The following is a 16166-nucleotide window of genomic DNA, read 5'->3' on the forward strand; positions in this document are numbered from 1 at the left end:
TCAATGCGCCTTGCTGGGGTCAAAGGCGTCGCGCACCGCTTCGCCGATAAAGATTAATAACGACAGCAGTACCGCCAATACCAGGAAGGCGGTGATGCCGAGCCACGGCGCCTGCAGATTGTTTTTGCCTTGCAGCAGCAGTTCGCCGAGCGACGGCGAACCTATCGGCAAGCCGAAGCCGAGAAAATCGAGCGACGTCAGGGTGGTGATCGAGCCGCAGAGGATAAACGGCAGGAAGGTCAGCGTTGCCACCATGGCGTTGGGCAGCATATGGCGGGACATGATGACCCGATCCGACACGCCCATGGCGCGCGCGGCGCGGATATAGTCATAGTTGCGAGTGCGCAGAAACTCGGCGCGCACCACGCCCACCAGGCTCATCCAGCCGAACAGGATAGTGATGCCTAGCAGCCACCAGAAATTGGGCTGAACGATGCTCGACAGCAGAATGATCAGAAACAACGTCGGCATGCCCGACCACACTTCGATAAAGCGTTGCCCCCACAGATCGAAGCGCCCGCCGTAATATCCCTGCGTCGCGCCGACGCACACGCCGATCAGGCTGGAAAACAGCGTCAGCGCCAGGCCGAACAGCATCGAAATGCGAAAACCGTACAGCACACGAGCGAGCACGTCGCCGCCGTTGCTGTCGGTGCCGAGCAGATTGTGGCGCGAAGGCGGCGAGGGGAAGGGCACCTCGGTGGCGAAATTGATGGTGTCGTAACTGAAGCGGATCGGCGCCCAAACCGCCCAGCCGTGCCGTTCGATCTGCCGCTGCACGAACGGATCCTGATAGTCGGCTTCGGTACTCAGCTCGCCGCCGAACGCGGTTTCGCTGTAGTTGATCATAAACGGCAGATACAGCCGGCCTTCATAACGCACCAACAGCGGTTTGTCGTTGGCGATCAGATCGGCGGCCAGGCTGAGGGTGAACAGCACCAAGAAGATCCACAGCGACCAGTAACCGCGGCGGTTGCGGCGAAAACGCGCCCAGCGTGCCTGGTTGATCGGGCTAAGGCGGCTCATTGGCGGGCCTCGAAGTCAATGCGCGGATCGACCAGGGTGTAGGTGATATCGCTGAGGATATTCAACAGCAGGCCGATCAGGGTGAAGATATACAGCGTGCCGAACATCACCGGGTAGTCGCGCTGCAGTGTGGCATCGTAGCCCAGCAGCCCCAGGCCGTTGAGCGAGAACATCACTTCGATCAGCAGCGAGCCGGTGAAGAACATGCTGATAAAGGTGGCCGGAAAACCGGCGATCACCAGCAGCATGGCGTTGCGGAACACGTGGCGGTAGAGGATTTTTTTCTCGTCCAGCCCCTTGGCACGGGCGGTGGTGACGTATTGTTTACGGATCTCGTCGAGGAATGAGTTCTTGGTCAGCATGGTCAGGGTGGCGAAACCGCCGATCACCGTCGCCAGCACCGGCAGCGTGATGTGCCACAGGTAGTCGGCGATCTTCGCCGGCCACGAGAGGGTGTCGAAGTTGCTCGACACCAGGCCGCGCAGCGGGAACCAGTCCAGGTAGCTGCCGCCGGCGAACAGCACGATCATCAGAATGGCGAACAGAAAAGCCGGAATGGCGTAGCCGATGATAATCAGCGTGCTGCTCCAGGTATCGAACGCGCTGCCGTTGTGGACGGCCTTGCGGATGCCGAGCGGGATCGACACCAGATAGATGATCAGCGTGCTCCACAGGCCCAGCGTGATGGAGACCGGCAGGCTCTGGCCGATCAGCTGCATCACTGAAGCGCCGCGAAACAGGCTGTCGCCGAAGTCGAAGCGCATATAGTTCCACAGCATGGTGAAGTAGCGCTCGTGCAGCGGTTTGTCGAAGCCGTAACGCTTAGTGATCTCGGCGATCACCTCCGGATCCAAGCCGCGCGAACCGCGATATTGGCCTTCAGTTGCGGCGGGAACGCCGGCCCGAGCATGGCCCAGGCCTTCATTCACGCCGCCGCTGCCAAAACCGCTGCCCTGACCCAGTTCGATGGCGGCGATGGCCTGATCGACCGGGCCGCCGGGGGCGATTTGCACGATAAAAAAGTTGATGGTGATGATCGCCCACAGCGTGGGGATCACCAGTAACAGTCTGCGTATCAGATAGGCTGCCATTCCGACTCCTTATTGCCGTTGAGCCGGTAAACGTGCCGCCTTGTTGACGTCGTACCACCAGTTGTCGAATCCGATCGCATAGGCCGGGCGGATCGGCGGCGTGGAGAACTTGTCCCAATAGGCGTAGCGATCGTGGCTGGAGTACCACATTGGCAGCATATAGCGATTCCAGGTCAGCACCCGATCCAGCGCGCGACCGAGCGGCAGCAGGGCTTTTTCGTCGCCCTGATGGGCGGCGATTTGTCTGACCAGGCTGTCGACCGCCGGATCTTTGACGCCGGCCGTGTTGTAACTGGAATCGATGTACTGTGAATCCCACAGGATTTGCAGATCGGCGCTGGGGAACGGCATCGCCATATATACCGTTGACATCATGTCGAAATCGCGTTCGCGCATGCGGCGGGTGTACTGCGAAGCGTCGACCTCGCGGATCTGCATCTCGATGCCCAGCCGCTGCAAGTTATGGCGGAACGGCAGCACATACTGGAAGTTGCTGCCGCTCAGCAGCATCAGTTCAAAGGTGAACGGCTGGCCGGTTTTGGCGTTGACCAGCTTTTGGTTTTTGACCACCCAGCCGGCCTCTTTCAGCAGTTGGGTCGCCTTCAGCAGATTTTGCCGGTCGTTACCGCTGCCGTCGGAAGAGGGCGGTTGGTAGATGCTGGTAAACACTTCCGGCGGCACCTGGCCCTTAAGCGGCGCCAGCAAGGCCAATTCGTCGGCGTCCGGGTAGCCGCGGGCAGCGTAGGCGGTATTTTGGAAATAGCTGTCGGTGCGCTGATAGGCGTTGTAATACAGCGCCTTGTTCATCCAGTTGAAGTCGAAAGCCAAACCGATCGCTTCCCGTACCCGGCGATCGGCAAACAGCGGCTTTTGCAGGTTGAACGCCAGCCAGCGGGTATTCTGCGCCGCCTGATTGGTCTCATCCTGTTTGATGATGTAGTTGCGCGCGAAGTTGCCGCCCTGATACTGGGTGGCCCAGCTCTTGGGCGACGGCTCGATGCGGAAATCGTAAGCCCCGGCCTTGAAGGCTTCCAGCGCCACTTTATCGTCCAGGTAATAATCGTAGCGAATGCTGTCGAAGTTGTAACGGCCGCGATTCACCGGCAAGTTGGCTGCCCAGTAGTCGCGCACCCGCTGGTAGGTGATGTACTGGCCGAGGCGGTAATCGCTGATTTTATATGGGCCGCTGGCGAGTGGTGGGGTGTTGAGCGGCTCATTGAGCTTATGGTTTTTCCAGAAGCTTTCCGGCAATACTCGCAGGCTGAGCAGGCTGAGGATTTGATCCCGATTCGCCTTAGGCAGCTCGATGCGCACCGTCAGCCGGGAAATTGCCTTGACCGTAACGCCTTTGTAGAAAGCACGAAACTGCGGCACGCCCTCGGCCATGAATTTGTTGAAGGTGAAGGCCACGTCGGCGGCGGTGATCGGGCTGCCGTCCTGGAAGCGGGCGCGGGCGTTAATATCCAATTCCATCCAGCGCATGTCGGCCGGGAAACGGGCCGATTCGGCAATCAACGGGTAATAGCTGCCGGGTTCGTCGTCGGACGTTGCGAACAGGGTATCGTAGAGTTGGTCGGTACGCGCACCGGGCACGCCGCGGGTGGCGAAGCGGTTGAAATTGTCGTAGGTGCCGATGGCCGCCAGCCGCACGTCGCCGCCTTTGGGCGCTGCCGGATTGACGTAGTCGAAATGGCTGAAGTCGGTGGCGTATTTCGGTTCACCGAGAAGGGCGAAAGCGTAGCTTTCATTGAGGGCCTCGGCCTGCAGACCGAAGCTCAGTGTCGAAAGCACCAAAGCTGCGAAAATGCGCACGGACATCAGACGGTAAGCTCCTGCTGTGGAATGAAGTACAACCTGCGCCCAGCATAACATTCTTCGGGGAGGCGCAGGATAAAGATGCTTAAAGATTAACTATTTTTTTCCTGATAATCAAAGACCTGATGCGCCTTACAGTAAGCGACGAAATTGTCGAGGCTCAAGGGCCTGCTGAAGTAATAACCCTGCATGAAGTTGACGCCGTGTTCCTGCAAGAACTGCATTTGCTCGGCGGTTTCCACGCCTTCGGCCACCGTCAGCATTTTCAGCTTTCTCGCCAGCGAAATCACGGCATCCAGCACCGGTGCAGTGACCGTATCCTGGCCGATGGTATTGACGAAGCCGCGATCGATCTTCAGGTAATCCATGGTGAAACGTTCAAGATAAATAAGCGCACTGTGGCCGGTGCCGAAGTCGTCTACCGCGATCTCGATGCCCTGCTTATGCAACCAGTCGAATTCCGCCAGCGCGCTCTCTTCTTCCACCATGCCGCGTTCGGTAATTTCAAACACCAGCGTAAAGTAGTTGCACGGCAACTGCGCCAGCAGTTCATACACGTCCTGGTGGAAGGATGGCGCGCTGAGGTGGGAGGGGGAGATATTGAGGCCGAGCTTGCCGCCTTGCGGTAAGGCTTTGGCCAGCTGCGGCGCATCTTCGGCGATCAGTCTGAACAGGTGGCGGGTGAGCGGCACGATCAGCCCGTTGCTTTCGGCATAAGGGATAAAGATATCCGGCGGAATGCGCCCTTCGATAGGATGCTGCCAGCGAATCAGCGCTTCCAGTCCGCCGATGCTGTTGCTGCCGGTATGAAACACCGGTTGGTATTCGACAAAGAACTCATTGCGCTTGATGCCGCGCAGCAGCGCGCGTTCCGGGCTTTGCCGCAGCAGCAGCATGTAATAGCAGAGCACGCCGATCATCAGCGACAGCACCAGGCTGCCCAGCAGCGTCAGGCGGATGTCATTAGGCGTCAATTTTTCGTTGTAAAACATAATGGTCAGCGGCAGATTGGGCAGCGTCAGGTAATCCGCCTTGCCTTTCGGCAGCTGATCGACCGGCATCAGGTTCGGGCTGAAAGTGGTCAGGGCGCGCTGGCCCATCACGATGGCGATGCCCGGCGCCTGTTCGTCATGCGAGGTGAACAGCAGATAAGGCATCAGATCGATGTCCAGCGTCGCGAGAATACCGGTAGCCGGCTCGCCGGGATGCCGCAGCCAAACCGCCACCGCCGGTTTGTTCGGCACAATCGGCGTGCCCTGCTGCAATTTCATATCCAGAGGCAGAGTCCAGTCGATATCCTGATACAGATTTTTCATCGGCAACATCATGTCGCCGGTGGCGGATGAGCAATAGGCGTAACCTTCCTTCACTAACAGGAAGGTGCGCACGCCGCTGGTGAAGGCCGCCTGATAGGTAATGTCCGACTGGCTGGAGAGGCAAGGCTTGTCCAGCAACGGCATCATTTTTTGCATGACCGCCGTCAGGTGCGAAATATAATCCAGCGAGAACTGCCTGGTGCGAGCTTCAACCTTATGCTGATATTGCGTGCGTTGGTGGTTGATCAAAGAAAGCGTGACCGCGGTAAATAGCGTAAAAAAGACCAGGGCGGCGACGCAGCTCTTAGCCAGACTGCGCTGCCGAAGCGACACGCTGCGGGCGAAAGCCCTTTTCAAGCCCATAATCGAGTCCTCTGCATCAGGGCGTCAGGGTTATTGCGCAGCCATTTAATGGATTGTGCCAACGGCTTTTTTTTCATTTTTGCCTTTCTATCCTGTACCCAGCCGACGGCGCCGTTTAAATGCGAAGCGTCGCTGATAAATATATTGCGCATATTTTAAGCGGTAACGTTTTAAATAACGCCGGGGTGCCGTTGCCGTCATCTGACGATAATAGGCGAGTTTCTCCTCGCCGGCGCGATTTCCTGCCAACAGTTTATCAAAATAATGGTGGGTGGCGGCGGCTTGGTGGGGAAGGTAACGATAATACCCGGCCAAACCCCGGTGATTCGGCGGTTCGACAGCAATAAAAACGCCGCCCGTAGGCGGCGCTTATCGCTCGTTTGGTCTTCAGAAACTTCAAGGCATGGCGCCGTCAGCCGCTGGTCAGCACCCGACGCGCTTCTCGATAACGTTTGTCCCAGTAGTTATCGGTCAGCTTGGAAATCATGACACCACTGCTGGTGGAGGCGTGAACGAACTGGTCGTTGCCTAAATAGATGCCGACATGGCGCCCGGTGGAACCGGCGCGGAACAGCACCAAATCGCCGGCGCGCAGCTTGGTGCGCTGGATTTTCTTGCCGAGATCTTCCTGTTCATAGGTCGAACGCGGTAAATCCATGCCGAACTGTTCGCGGAAGGTGCGCTGTACAAACGCCGAGCAATCGATGCCGCGCTTGGTGTCACCGCCTAAGCGGTAGCGAACGCCTTTCCAGTCCGCGTACTGATCCATAATCTTTGACTTGACGTCAACGTTGCGGACCATCGCTTCGAATTCATCCTGAGAGGCTTGCAGTAAAAGACCGTCTTTGTCATTAACTGCACGCATCTCAGTTTGTGCGTTATTCAAGTTCGAAGTGTGAGTCGAGCTGCACGCTGACAGCATAACCGCAGCGGCAATTGCAGGGATCGCCCGCAAAAAATATCTCAGAAACGGTTGAGATTTGACCATTGTTGTTGTTTTCCCTTGAAGTCCTTAACGACGAAAGTCGCTACCTGAAAAATGCCAAACGGAACGAGCCTAATCTGCACCTGCTGCATCGACAATCAGTTACCGCTGAAAACGTGCGGGAACGCACATTTTTACCGGATTCCATACTGATTCAACTTAAACCAGGCACAAACGCATCCGAGATTACCGGAACAGATAGGGGATTGCGAGCCTTTTTCCCGTCTTTTTTATATGAATTTGTGATGTAACATAATGTAAATCTTCATATAAAAAACGCCAATTGTCCGATGTATGAATCTGGCGTGAAATCAGGTTGTAAAAGCGTTAACGGGCGGCGGTGAAATTTTGCGCGCTGCGCGGGGGGAGAGCACGGGAGGCGTGGACCTCCCGGCATGAGTCATAGACGCAAGTTATGGTTGGCCGGGGCGGTGTTTGCCGGGCAACAGGCGATTCAACCGATCGATAATCCAGTCGCTGCAAGGCGTCATCAACACCCAGCTGGCGCCAACCAGCACCACGGAGAGCGAACCGACGGCGATGTCGGTAAACCAGTGGGCGCCAATCATCACGCGCGGCAATGAAAAGACCAGCGTAATCAGCAAGGCGATGGCAAAGGCGCTGCGGCCGAAATAGCGCAGCATAAAGCAGGAAAAAATAATCAGCATCATGCCGTGGTCGCCGGGGAAACTGTCGCCGGAAGCGTCCTTGGTGGGGATACCGGTCAGCTCGCTAACGCGATTGATATTGTCGAAGGTCAGGGTTGGGCTCGGATGTTTCACCGGCAGCAGGTGACCCAGTTGGTTCAGCACCACGGCGGTCAGCAGCATCACCACGCCGGTGATCACCAGGCGGCGGCGGCCGGCGGCGTCCTGCTTCAGGTAGAAGTACAGGTACAGCAGGCCCATGGCGAGCAGCGAAATCACATCGAACGCCCGGTTATTGGTGATGGCGACCAAGTGCAAAAATGACGGGTCGGTGGCCAGATGGCGGTTAAAGAAGAAGAAGATCGCCGAGTCCAGGGTAAACCAGCCGCCGTGGTTGGCCGGCAGGAACCAGGACAGAAACAGCGCAACGCCCAGTAAGTTGAAGAAGAGAATGAAGGGTAAATTGCGGCGTGTCATGACATAACCTGTTGAAAAAATGAAAATGAAACAAAACCCGGCTGCCCTGCGACAACCGGGGGGGCAACGGTACGAGATTTAACTTAAACGAATCTTAAACAAGGCGGATTGCAGGGCGTTCCAATCGGCATTTTCGCTGTGGATCAGCTCAATGCGGCTATCGAGCGGGGCGGCCGGACGAGTTTCGATGTTGAGATCCTGGCCCTGGCGGTTGATCAGCAGCGTGCCTTCGGGGATGCGCACCACGCCTTTGGCACGTTCGACCGGTGCCAGCCGCACCCACTCCATAAAACCGACGGTGTCGAACCGGGTTTCGCCGTCAAAAATCCAGCCGCAGCTGGTGAAGCCTTGCCCTTCGTTCAACGCCCGCCGCCAGCGGGCGTTTTCCGGTAGCCGCAGCGCCGCCAATCCCTGCGTTTTCGCCTGCCCATGATGATGCTGCGCGTCCGGCAATTCTGTACGATTCGTGCGCGGAAGTGACAACAGCGCGACATCCGCCTCGCCTTGCGCGATAGCGTAGCAGGGCCGCTGCAGCGGATCCTGCGCCGTCCAGGCTGTTAGCGCCAGCCGATCTTCTGCCTGATAGGTATCGCTTTTGCTGGCCAAAATAATGTCGGCTGCGGCCAGCTGATCGCGGAAGTTTTCGTTGTCGCGGTAGCGCGGTTGGCTGAGCTGGCGCGCGTCCAGCAGGCACAGCGTCGCCTGCAGATCGATCCAGCCGGCATAGCTTTCCTGGGTCAGCAGCGACAGGATTTGTTTCGGATGCCCAAGCCCGGTTGGCTCGATCAGCAGCCGGTCCGGTTTGGCTTGCTGCAACAACATATTCAAACCCACCTGCATCGGCAGGCCGTTGACGCAGCACATACAGCCGCCGGGGATCTCTTTGAGCACCGCGCCGCTGTCCGCCAGCAGCGCGCCGTCGATGCCGATTTCGCCGAATTCATTGACCAATACCGCCCAGCGCTCATGCTCGGGTTTATGAGCCAGCAAATGGCGGATGGTGGTGGTTTTACCGCTGCCGAGGAAGCCGGTAATCAGATTGGTTTTGGTCATTAATAATTCCAGGTGCAAAAATTAACTTGCTTAATAAATGAGTTACGCTGCCGGATTGGCAAGGCCGCTGCGATTTAATTTGTGCTCTATCTCTCAAATTTTGCACGTCACCCTGCGCTTTTCAACCGACAAAATCCACTTTTCAGAACAAGAAAGTTCTTAGATAAAACCCTGTATTAGATACGGTTAACTTTTGTTAGTAGCTTGTTTTTACATTGTTAATGACGCGATTAACGATCAAATCCTGCCCCTTTCCTTGCGATTATTCCTAACAAGATCCTCTATGGTTAAATTGGCTTAACTAGAAATGAGGTTGCCATGAATATCTTTCGGTTATTTTTGATCGTAGGAATGTTGTTTTCATGGACGGCAGTGAGTCATGCAGGAGTGGCCGGCGGGGTAATTCGCTTCGTCGGTTCTATCGTTGAAAGTCCTTGCACGGTCAATATTGCAGATTCTAAGGCGAATACGCAATGTTACCGCAACGGCCAGCATTATCAGGCCCAGCAAGCGTTGTCAGGTTTTGATACTACACGCAAAGAACTTCCGCTAAATCTAGGCACAACCGAAATGAAGTGGGTAGACCAACAGAAGAAACTCGCTGTTATGACGGTCGTTTATCGTTAAGTCGTTCCGCCATGCCGGCGTAACGTTACGCCGGCATGGTTATTCTCGGCTCTGCAGGCTCCTCACCGCATCACCCACTCCTTCACCGTTTCACGCGCACCGCGATCGCGCAGCGATAAATAGGCTTGCGTCACCGCTTCGCTAAACGCCGCATGCGCCGCCAGCGTTTCGCCGAATACCGATTTCAACGCCAACAGCGCCGCTACGCGCCGTCGATCGTCCGGCGTTGCGGCAACCGTCTGCAGCAGCATGTCTGCCAGCGGATCGCGAATGTCGATCGGCTCACCGGCGTCATCGACGCCGCCGACGTAACGCATCCAGCCCGCCACGCCCAACGCCAGCCCGCTATAGTCGCCGCCGTGCCGCAGATGCCAGCGCACGGCATCCAGCAGGCGCTGCGGCAGCTTCTGCGTGCCGTCCATGGCGATCTGCCAGGTGAGGTGTTGCAGCGCCGGATTGCTGAAACGCGCGATAAGCTGCGCGGCATAGTCGGGCAGGCTGATGCCGGTGACGCTCAGCGTTGGCGCCTGTTCATCCAGCATCAACCGCAGGGCGGCGCGGCGGTAGTGCTCATCCGCCATGCACTCGTTGATATAGCGGTAGCCGCCCAGGTGGCCTAGGTAAGCCAGGAACGAGTGGCTGCCGTTCAGCATGCGCAGCTTCATGTGTTCAAACGGCAGCACATCGCTGACCAACTGGGCGCCGGCCAACTCCCACGCCGGGCGTCCGGCGGCGAAGTGGTCTTCCACCACCCATTGAATGAAGGGCTCGCAGGCGATGGCGCATTCGTCGCGCACGCCGCCCAGCGCGGCGGCGATCTCATCCAGCGTGGCCGGCGTGGCGGCCGGCACGATGCGATCCACCATGGTGCAGGGGAAGGTAGCGGCGCTGGCGATCCAATCGGCGAGCGACGGATCCCGCGCCTGCGCCAGATCGAGCACCGCCCGGCGCAGCACATGGCCGTTCTCCGGAATATTGTCGCAGGAGAGCAGGGAGAAGGCGGGCAGGCCGCGTTCGCGCCGCAGCCGCAGCGCTTCCACCAAAATGCCGGGCACGGTCTGCGGCTGATGCGGCCACGCCAGATCGGTGACGATCCCCGGATGCTGCCGATCCAGTCGCCCGCTGCCGGGTTCGATGCAGTAGCCTTTTTCGGTAATGGTCATCGAGACGATCGCCACCTGCGGTTCGGCCAGCTTCTCCAGCACCGCGGCGATGCCCTCCAGCTTGCGGTGCAGGCTCTCACGCACCGCGCCGATCACGATGGCCTGATGGCCGTCCGCGCCTTTCTCCAGCACGCTGTACAGATGATCCTGCTGTCGCAGCGCCTCAAACAGCGGTACGCCGCCGGACAGACTGATCTCGCAAATGCCCCAGTCGCCGCCTTGGGCGTTCAGCACCCGATCGGTCAGCAGCGCCTGATGCGCGCGGTGGAACGCACCGAAACCAAGGTGCACGATGCGGCTGCGCAGGGCTCGGCGGTCATAGCTCGGTTGCCGGACGGCGCCCGGCAGCGGGGTGTTGGCGATCGTTTTCATCTCATCTCCAAAGCCTGTAAGACAGCTGGTTGGCCCCTTGCGTCAAGTTAGCGGACCAGTTTGTCGCCCTATCAACAAGGGCGCGCTGACGATATAAAACTGCGGCCAGTGTAGAGCTGTCAGCCAGTCAAATAAATTGGCCTGTCCAAAATAAGCCAGATTCGTGAAGTGGATCAACCAATCAAGGGTTCGGTTTTGACAGTGGAGGGCGAAAGAGTAAGGTAAAGATAGCTGACATATAAATTAAACTGGTATAACAGCATTGCGGTGCGAGACAGGCATAAGGATAAAACATGGAACAAACATGGCGTTGGTATGGCCCGAACGATCCGGTCTCTTTGGACGACGTACGTCAGGCCGGGGCGACCGGGGTGGTGACGGCGCTGCACCATATCGCGAACGGCGAGGTCTGGCCGATCGACGAGATCCGCGCGCGGCAGGCGCTGCTGGCGGAAAAGGGGCTGGTGTGGTCGGTGGTGGAAAGCGTACCGGTGCATGAGGAGATCAAAACCCACAGCGGCGACTGGCGGCGGCATATCGTCAACTATCAACAGACGCTGCGCAACCTGGCGGCCTGCGGCATCGACACCGTCTGCTACAACTTCATGCCGATCCTCGACTGGACGCGCACCGATCTGGCCTATCCGCTGCCGGACGGTTCCAAAGCGCTGCGTTTCGATCAGACCGCCTTCGCCGCGTTCGAGCTGCATATCCTGCAGCGCACCGGTGCCGAGGCGGACTATACGTCAGAGGAGCGCAGTCAGGCGGCGGCCTATTTCGCCGCCATGAGCGAGGAGGAAAAAAACCGGCTGACCGGCAACATTATCGCCGGGCTGCCGGGAGCGGAAGAAGGCTATACGTTGGAGCAGTTCCGCCGGCGGTTGGCGGAATATGACGGCATCGACAAGGCGCGGCTGCGCGAAAACATGGCGGTCTTTCTGCGCGCCATCGTGCCGGTGGCGGAAGAGGCCGGCATCCGGCTGGCAGTGCACCCCGACGATCCGCCGCGGCCGATCCTCGGCCTGCCGCGCATCGTTTCCACCCTAGAAGACATGCAGTGGCTGAAACAGACCGTCGACAGCCCTCATAACGGTTTCACGATGTGTACCGGTTCATACGGCGTGCGCGCCGACAACGATCTGGTGCGGATGATTGAAACCTTCGGCGATCGCATTCATTTCACCCATCTGCGCGCCACCTGCCGCGAGGAAAACCCGAAAAGCTTCCATGAAGGGGCGCACCTGCAGGGCGATGTGGACATGGTGGCGGTGATCGAAGCGATCCTGACCGAAGAGTTGCGGCGGCAACGGGCGGGCGATCGGCGGCCGATCCCGATGCGCCCCGATCATGGGCATCAGATGCTGGACGATTTGAAAAAGAAAACCAATCCGGGCTATTCGGCCATCGGGCGGTTGAAAGGGCTGGCGGAGCTGCGCGGCGTCGAGCTGGCGCTCAAGCGGCGCTTTTTCCCGGAATTGCCGTAGCGGAAAGTGACACGGGGCCGAGCATCGGCCCCGTAGGCGCGACTAGTCGGCGCGGCTCATATAGCGGCGTTCGGCGATATGAATGCGGATCTTGTCGCCGGCGCTGAGGTATTCCGGCACGTGGATCACCAGACCGGTCGCCATGGTGGCCGGTTTGTTGCGGGCGCTGGCGGAGGCGCCTTTGATGCCCGGTGCGGTCTCGACGATTTCCATATCCACGGTTTGCGGCAGCTCCAGCGCCAGCACCTGGCCATCCAGCGTCAGCACCTGCATGCCCGGCAGGCCGCCTTCCGGAATGAACAGCAGTTCATCTTCGATCTGGTCTTTCTTGAAGATGTACGGCGTGTAATCTTCGTCGTCCATGAACACGTATTCTTCACCGTCGATATAGGAGAAGTTCACCTTGCGGCGCGACAGGGAAATGGTGTCCAGAATATCGTCGCCCTTGAAGCGTTCTTCCACTTTCAGGCCGGTGCGCACGTCGGAGAAGCGCATTTTGTACAGGGTGCTGGCGCCACGGGCGCTCGGGCTCTGCACGTCGATATCTTTTACCAGCAGCAGTTTGCCGTTGTAGCTGATCGCCATGCCGCGCTTAATTTCGTTAGCTCTTGCCATTTCAATTCATCCGCAATGAAGAGTATTAGAGAAGTTGCGACAAGGTACTCGCGCCGCCGATTTCAGGCAAGAGTCCGGCGTAAAAACAGTGCAGGAAAGGGAGAGCAGGCGCTCTCCCTTCAAGGATTACTGGAAGACCGGCAGCAGGCCGAACAGCGACAGGATATGCGCGGCGGCGTTGATCAGCCCGAACAGGATGACGAACAGAATCACGGCGCGGCCGCCCGGTGCGCGGTAACCCGCCTGCGGGTAGCGGCGGCGGCTGGCGCGCGCCATCAGCGCCGGCACGATCACCGCCCAGATGGTGGCCGCCAGCCCTGCGAAGCCGATGGCGTACAGGAAGCCGTTCGGGAACAGCAGCGCGGCCAGGGTCGGCGGCACGAAGGTCACCAGAGCGGTCTTGCTGCGCCCGACGGCGTCGTCCTTGAACTTGCAGAAGTCCGCCAGATAATCGAACAGGCCCAGCGACACGCCGAGGAACGAGCTAGCCAGCGCCATATAGGAGAAGGCGTTCAGCAGTTGACTGACGGTCTGGCTGCTGGAGACGTTGCCCATTTGCTTGAGCAGGCTGCCGATATTGCCGCCTTCGGCGATCACTTGTTTAAAGGCGTCGCGCGCGATATTGCCCTGAATCACATACTGCCACAGGATGTAGATAGCCAATGCCAGCAGGGTGCCGTACACCAGGCTGCGCACCACGGAGCCGCTGTCCTTGTGGTAGTACTTCACCAGCCCGGGAATGTTGCCGTGGTAGCCGAACGAGGTCAGCAGGTAAGGCAACGCCGCCAGGGCATAAGGCAGGTAGCTGGCCCGATCGTCGCCGCTGTTGAACAGCACCGCAGGCTGCACGTGGGTGAACATGTCGCCCACCGACATCACGAAGGTGATCACCATGCCGCCGATCAGAATGGTGCTGAGGCGATCGACCGCGCGGGTGGAGAGCCAGACGATAAATGCCACCACCAGTGCGAACACCAGGCCGGCGGTAGTCTGGCCGACGCCGACGATGCCTTCCAGCGTGTGGGCGATGATCGAGCCGCCGGCGGAGATATAGGCGTAGGTCAGGATGTACAGCACGAATGCCACCGACAGGCCATTCACGGCGTTCCAGCCTTTACCCAGCAGATCCTTGACCATGGTGTTGAAGCTGGCGCCGCTCGGGTAGTGCAGCGTGGCTTCGAGGATCATCAGGCCGGACAGCAACATGCAGGCCCAGGTATACACCAGCAGCGCGACGGAGCCGCTGAACCAGACACCGGAAGTGACGATCGGAATGGAAAACATGCCGGCGCCAACGGCGGTACCGGCAATGATCATCGCGCCGCCGAGGACGGAAGGGCGGGCCAGCTTCTGGATGGTGTCCGTAGACATGTGTGCTCCTGAAAGAGGTTCTTTTGTACTAGCTCAATGGTACATGGGTGTATGACGCATGTAAAGCAGGGGGATTGCACGTTTCACGCGTTTTTATCTTTAAAATGAGATGTTTTGGACGTTTATTCGCCACGTGGCTAAATAAACCGGTGCCAAGCCGCCGCGAGAAGTGTGTAAAGATCGCCGGGCCGCAGGGATTCTGCTGGCAGCCGCCGCGCGCGGCTGCTATTGTCGCGCTTCTTTTCCCCAGCCCACCAGGAGTAGCGCTGATGGACTGTCGCAGCGACTGCGGCGCCTGCTGTATCGCGCCGTCAATATCCAGCCCGATCCCCGGCATGCCGAACGGCAAGCCCGCCAATACCCGCTGCATTCATTTGGATGAACAGCTGCGCTGCGGCCTGTTTCACTCGCCGCTGCGGCCGAAGGTGTGCGGCAGCCTGCAGCCGAGCCGCGACATGTGCCACGATCACCGCGATCAGGCGTTGATCTATCTCGCCAGGCTGGAAGCGGACACTGCGCCCTAAGCCTCCTTCAGCTTCCACAGACACAGCGTCGCCCCTGCCGCCATCGCCAGCGCGGCGTAAAACACCGCATGATAGCGCCAGATTTCCGCCACCGCGCCGGCGAGGGCGCCGGCAATGATCCAGCCCACCCGGATGGTATTGGTGAACAACGTGGTGGCGGTGCCGGCCTGACCGGGCATCAAATCCTGGAAATAGAGCATGCCGATCCCCGCCAGCACGCCGATAAACGCCGCATTCAGCAGCTGCAGAGCGATGAGTTGCCCGCTGCCGGTGATAAACAGCAGGCCAGCGTAGAACAGCACGCCGGCGACCACCGCCACGCGCATCAGGAAACGCTTGCCGCAGCGTTTCGCCGCCAGCCCGGCGAGCAGCATGATGGGGATCTCCAGCCCGGCGGCGGCGCCCATCAGTATCCCGGCCAGCCGTTCCGGCAGCCGCAATTCGTGCACCACATACAGCGGCATCGTGATCAGGTACATGCTGTTGGCGGTCCACATCAGGGTGCAGGCGGCGAACAACAGCAGCGAATCGCGGCGATGTTGGCGCGGCGCGGCCAGCGGGGCGCCCGCCGCCACGGCCTTTGGCATCGAAGGCAACCGCTGCCACACCAGCAGGCCGCACAGCACAAAGGCTGCCGCGCCCGCCAGATACAGGGTTTTGAAGCCGAATCCCAGCGCCAGCGCAAAGGCGATCGGCGGACCGATCACCCAGGCGAGGGAGACCTGGGCGCGCATGATGGAGGTGAACATCACCGCCTCGCGTCCAGAGCGATCGGCGTGCTCGCGCGCCAGCGCAAACATCTGCGGGTTAGCGGTGGAACCGAAGCTGGTGAGCAGTACGCCGACGAGCAGCAGCAGGTAATAGTTGCGGCTCCAGGCGAACAGCGTGAACCCCAGCGCGCCCAGCATGCAGCAGAGGAAAATCAGTGATTTGCGGTCGCCTTTTTTATCCGAACGGCCGGCGAGAAACTGGCTGACCAAAATGCCGATCACCGCGCTGCCGGTAAAGAACAGCCCGACCAGCGCCGGCCGCACCTTAACCTCGGTTTCCAGAAACAGACTCAGCGTCGGGGTTTGCAAAGCGCCGGCGATGCCGGTCAGGAACGCCACCGCCAAAAAGGCCAGCGAAGTGAGGTCGGGCGCGCGTCGCGTTACTGCGGATGAAGTCGGCATGGCGGTTGAGAATTCGTCGAAAAAGGGAGGTCGCGCGCATCATACGCCCGTTGAAAAGAAACGCA

General features: G+C 59.1%; 14 protein-coding genes. 3 read left to right on the forward strand and 11 right to left on the reverse strand.

Annotated features, from left to right (window positions below; genetic code table 11):
• From ACRAWE_RS02770 to ACRAWE_RS02800, 7 genes are all read right to left on the reverse strand, one after another.
• Positions 1 to 1026, reverse strand: a complete 1026-nt coding sequence (locus ACRAWE_RS02770; RefSeq protein WP_019453639.1) for an ABC transporter permease — start codon at positions 1024 to 1026, stop codon at positions 1 to 3.
• Entirely contained in the window at positions 1023 to 2117 is a 1095-nt protein-coding gene (locus ACRAWE_RS02775; protein ID WP_063919745.1) for a microcin C ABC transporter permease YejB, read from the reverse strand. Before ACRAWE_RS02775 ends, ACRAWE_RS02770 begins: the two co-directional genes overlap by 4 nt.
• A gap of 9 nt (positions 2118 to 2126) precedes the next feature.
• Positions 2127 to 3935, reverse strand: a complete 1809-nt coding sequence (locus ACRAWE_RS02780) for an extracellular solute-binding protein (protein ID WP_432524702.1) — start codon at positions 3933 to 3935, stop codon at positions 2127 to 2129.
• An 89-nt stretch (positions 3936 to 4024) separates the two neighbouring features.
• Positions 4025 to 5611, reverse strand: coding sequence for a cyclic di-GMP phosphodiesterase (locus ACRAWE_RS02785; RefSeq protein WP_019453636.1), 1587 nt, complete (start codon positions 5609 to 5611; stop codon positions 4025 to 4027).
• A gap of 412 nt (positions 5612 to 6023) precedes the next feature.
• Positions 6024 to 6599 (reverse strand): bifunctional murein DD-endopeptidase/murein LD-carboxypeptidase, encoded by a 576-nt coding sequence (gene mepS / locus ACRAWE_RS02790; protein ID WP_025160183.1) that lies wholly within the window; start codon positions 6597 to 6599, stop codon positions 6024 to 6026.
• Between the two features lie 410 nt (positions 6600 to 7009).
• Positions 7010 to 7720 carry a phosphatase PAP2 family protein gene (locus ACRAWE_RS02795; protein ID WP_063919743.1) on the reverse strand — a complete coding sequence of 237 codons (711 nt, stop codon included), beginning with the start codon at positions 7718 to 7720 and terminating at the stop codon, positions 7010 to 7012.
• Positions 7721 to 7798: 78 nt separating this feature from the next.
• Positions 7799 to 8773, reverse strand: a complete 975-nt coding sequence (locus ACRAWE_RS02800; protein WP_154746537.1) for a CobW family GTP-binding protein — start codon at positions 8771 to 8773, stop codon at positions 7799 to 7801.
• A gap of 318 nt (positions 8774 to 9091) precedes the next feature.
• On the opposite strand from ACRAWE_RS02800, the gene ACRAWE_RS02805 reads away from it, so the two are divergent.
• Entirely contained in the window at positions 9092 to 9400 is a 309-nt protein-coding gene (locus tag ACRAWE_RS02805; RefSeq protein WP_019453631.1) for a type 1 fimbrial protein, read from the forward strand.
• Between the two features lie 62 nt (positions 9401 to 9462).
• Here the strand turns inward: ACRAWE_RS02805 and ACRAWE_RS02810 are convergent, their stop codons facing one another.
• Entirely contained in the window at positions 9463 to 10935 is a 1473-nt protein-coding gene (locus ACRAWE_RS02810; protein ID WP_211129737.1) for a mannitol dehydrogenase family protein, read from the reverse strand.
• Positions 10936 to 11228: 293 nt separating this feature from the next.
• On the opposite strand from ACRAWE_RS02810, the gene uxuA reads away from it, so the two are divergent.
• Positions 11229 to 12419, forward strand: coding sequence for a mannonate dehydratase (uxuA, locus tag ACRAWE_RS02815; protein WP_063919740.1), 1191 nt, complete (start codon positions 11229 to 11231; stop codon positions 12417 to 12419).
• 42 nt (positions 12420 to 12461) lie between these two features.
• On the opposite strand, the gene yeiP is transcribed toward uxuA, so the two are convergent.
• On the reverse strand, positions 12462 to 13034 hold the full coding sequence (gene yeiP / locus ACRAWE_RS02820) for an elongation factor P-like protein YeiP (RefSeq protein ID WP_004935725.1): 573 nt from the start codon (positions 13032 to 13034) through the stop codon (positions 12462 to 12464).
• Positions 13035 to 13160: 126 nt separating this feature from the next.
• Positions 13161 to 14405: a tryptophan permease gene (gene mtr, locus ACRAWE_RS02825; RefSeq protein WP_019453628.1), complete on the reverse strand. Its 1245-nt coding sequence runs from the start codon at positions 14403 to 14405 to the stop codon at positions 13161 to 13163.
• 269 nt (positions 14406 to 14674) lie between these two features.
• On the opposite strand from mtr, the gene ACRAWE_RS02830 reads away from it, so the two are divergent.
• The gene (locus ACRAWE_RS02830; RefSeq protein WP_019453627.1) at positions 14675 to 14929 is read left to right on the forward strand and encodes a YkgJ family cysteine cluster protein; all 255 of its coding nucleotides are present in this window, start codon (positions 14675 to 14677) and stop codon (positions 14927 to 14929) included.
• Here ACRAWE_RS02830 and ACRAWE_RS02835 read toward each other — a convergent pair.
• Positions 14926 to 16101 carry a sugar efflux transporter gene (locus ACRAWE_RS02835; protein ID WP_025160184.1) on the reverse strand — a complete coding sequence of 392 codons (1176 nt, stop codon included), beginning with the start codon at positions 16099 to 16101 and terminating at the stop codon, positions 14926 to 14928. The two genes, ACRAWE_RS02830 and ACRAWE_RS02835, sit on opposite strands and share 4 nt — an antisense overlap.
• Between the last annotated feature and the right edge of the window lie 65 nt (positions 16102 to 16166).

Source organism: Serratia sp. BFP-2025 (assembly GCF_050880365.1).
GTDB lineage: Bacteria > Pseudomonadota > Gammaproteobacteria > Enterobacterales > Enterobacteriaceae > Serratia > Serratia surfactantfaciens.

Excerpts from the sequence above, each read along its gene's own strand:
- ACRAWE_RS02770 (WP_019453639.1), bottom strand. The coding sequence starts at position 1,026 with ATGAGCCGCCTTAGCCCGATCAACCAGGCACGCTGGGCGCGTTTTCGC.
- ACRAWE_RS02775 (WP_063919745.1), bottom strand. The coding sequence starts at position 2,117 with ATGGCAGCCTATCTGATACGCAGACTGTTACTGGTGATCCCCACGCTG.
- ACRAWE_RS02780 (WP_432524702.1), bottom strand. The coding sequence starts at position 3,935 with ATGTCCGTGCGCATTTTCGCAGCTTTGGTGCTTTCGACACTGAGCTTC.
- ACRAWE_RS02785 (WP_019453636.1), bottom strand. The coding sequence starts at position 5,611 with ATGGGCTTGAAAAGGGCTTTCGCCCGCAGCGTGTCGCTTCGGCAGCGC.
- mepS (WP_025160183.1), bottom strand. The coding sequence starts at position 6,599 with ATGGTCAAATCTCAACCGTTTCTGAGATATTTTTTGCGGGCGATCCCT.
- ACRAWE_RS02795 (WP_063919743.1), bottom strand. The coding sequence starts at position 7,720 with ATGACACGCCGCAATTTACCCTTCATTCTCTTCTTCAACTTACTGGGC.
- ACRAWE_RS02800 (WP_154746537.1), bottom strand. The coding sequence starts at position 8,773 with ATGACCAAAACCAATCTGATTACCGGCTTCCTCGGCAGCGGTAAAACC.
- ACRAWE_RS02805 (WP_019453631.1), top strand. The coding sequence starts at position 9,092 with ATGAATATCTTTCGGTTATTTTTGATCGTAGGAATGTTGTTTTCATGG.
- ACRAWE_RS02810 (WP_211129737.1), bottom strand. The coding sequence starts at position 10,935 with ATGAAAACGATCGCCAACACCCCGCTGCCGGGCGCCGTCCGGCAACCG.
- uxuA (WP_063919740.1), top strand. The coding sequence starts at position 11,229 with ATGGAACAAACATGGCGTTGGTATGGCCCGAACGATCCGGTCTCTTTG.
- yeiP (WP_004935725.1), bottom strand. The coding sequence starts at position 13,034 with ATGGCAAGAGCTAACGAAATTAAGCGCGGCATGGCGATCAGCTACAAC.
- mtr (WP_019453628.1), bottom strand. The coding sequence starts at position 14,405 with ATGTCTACGGACACCATCCAGAAGCTGGCCCGCCCTTCCGTCCTCGGC.
- ACRAWE_RS02830 (WP_019453627.1), top strand. The coding sequence starts at position 14,675 with ATGGACTGTCGCAGCGACTGCGGCGCCTGCTGTATCGCGCCGTCAATA.
- ACRAWE_RS02835 (WP_025160184.1), bottom strand. The coding sequence starts at position 16,101 with ATGCCGACTTCATCCGCAGTAACGCGACGCGCGCCCGACCTCACTTCG.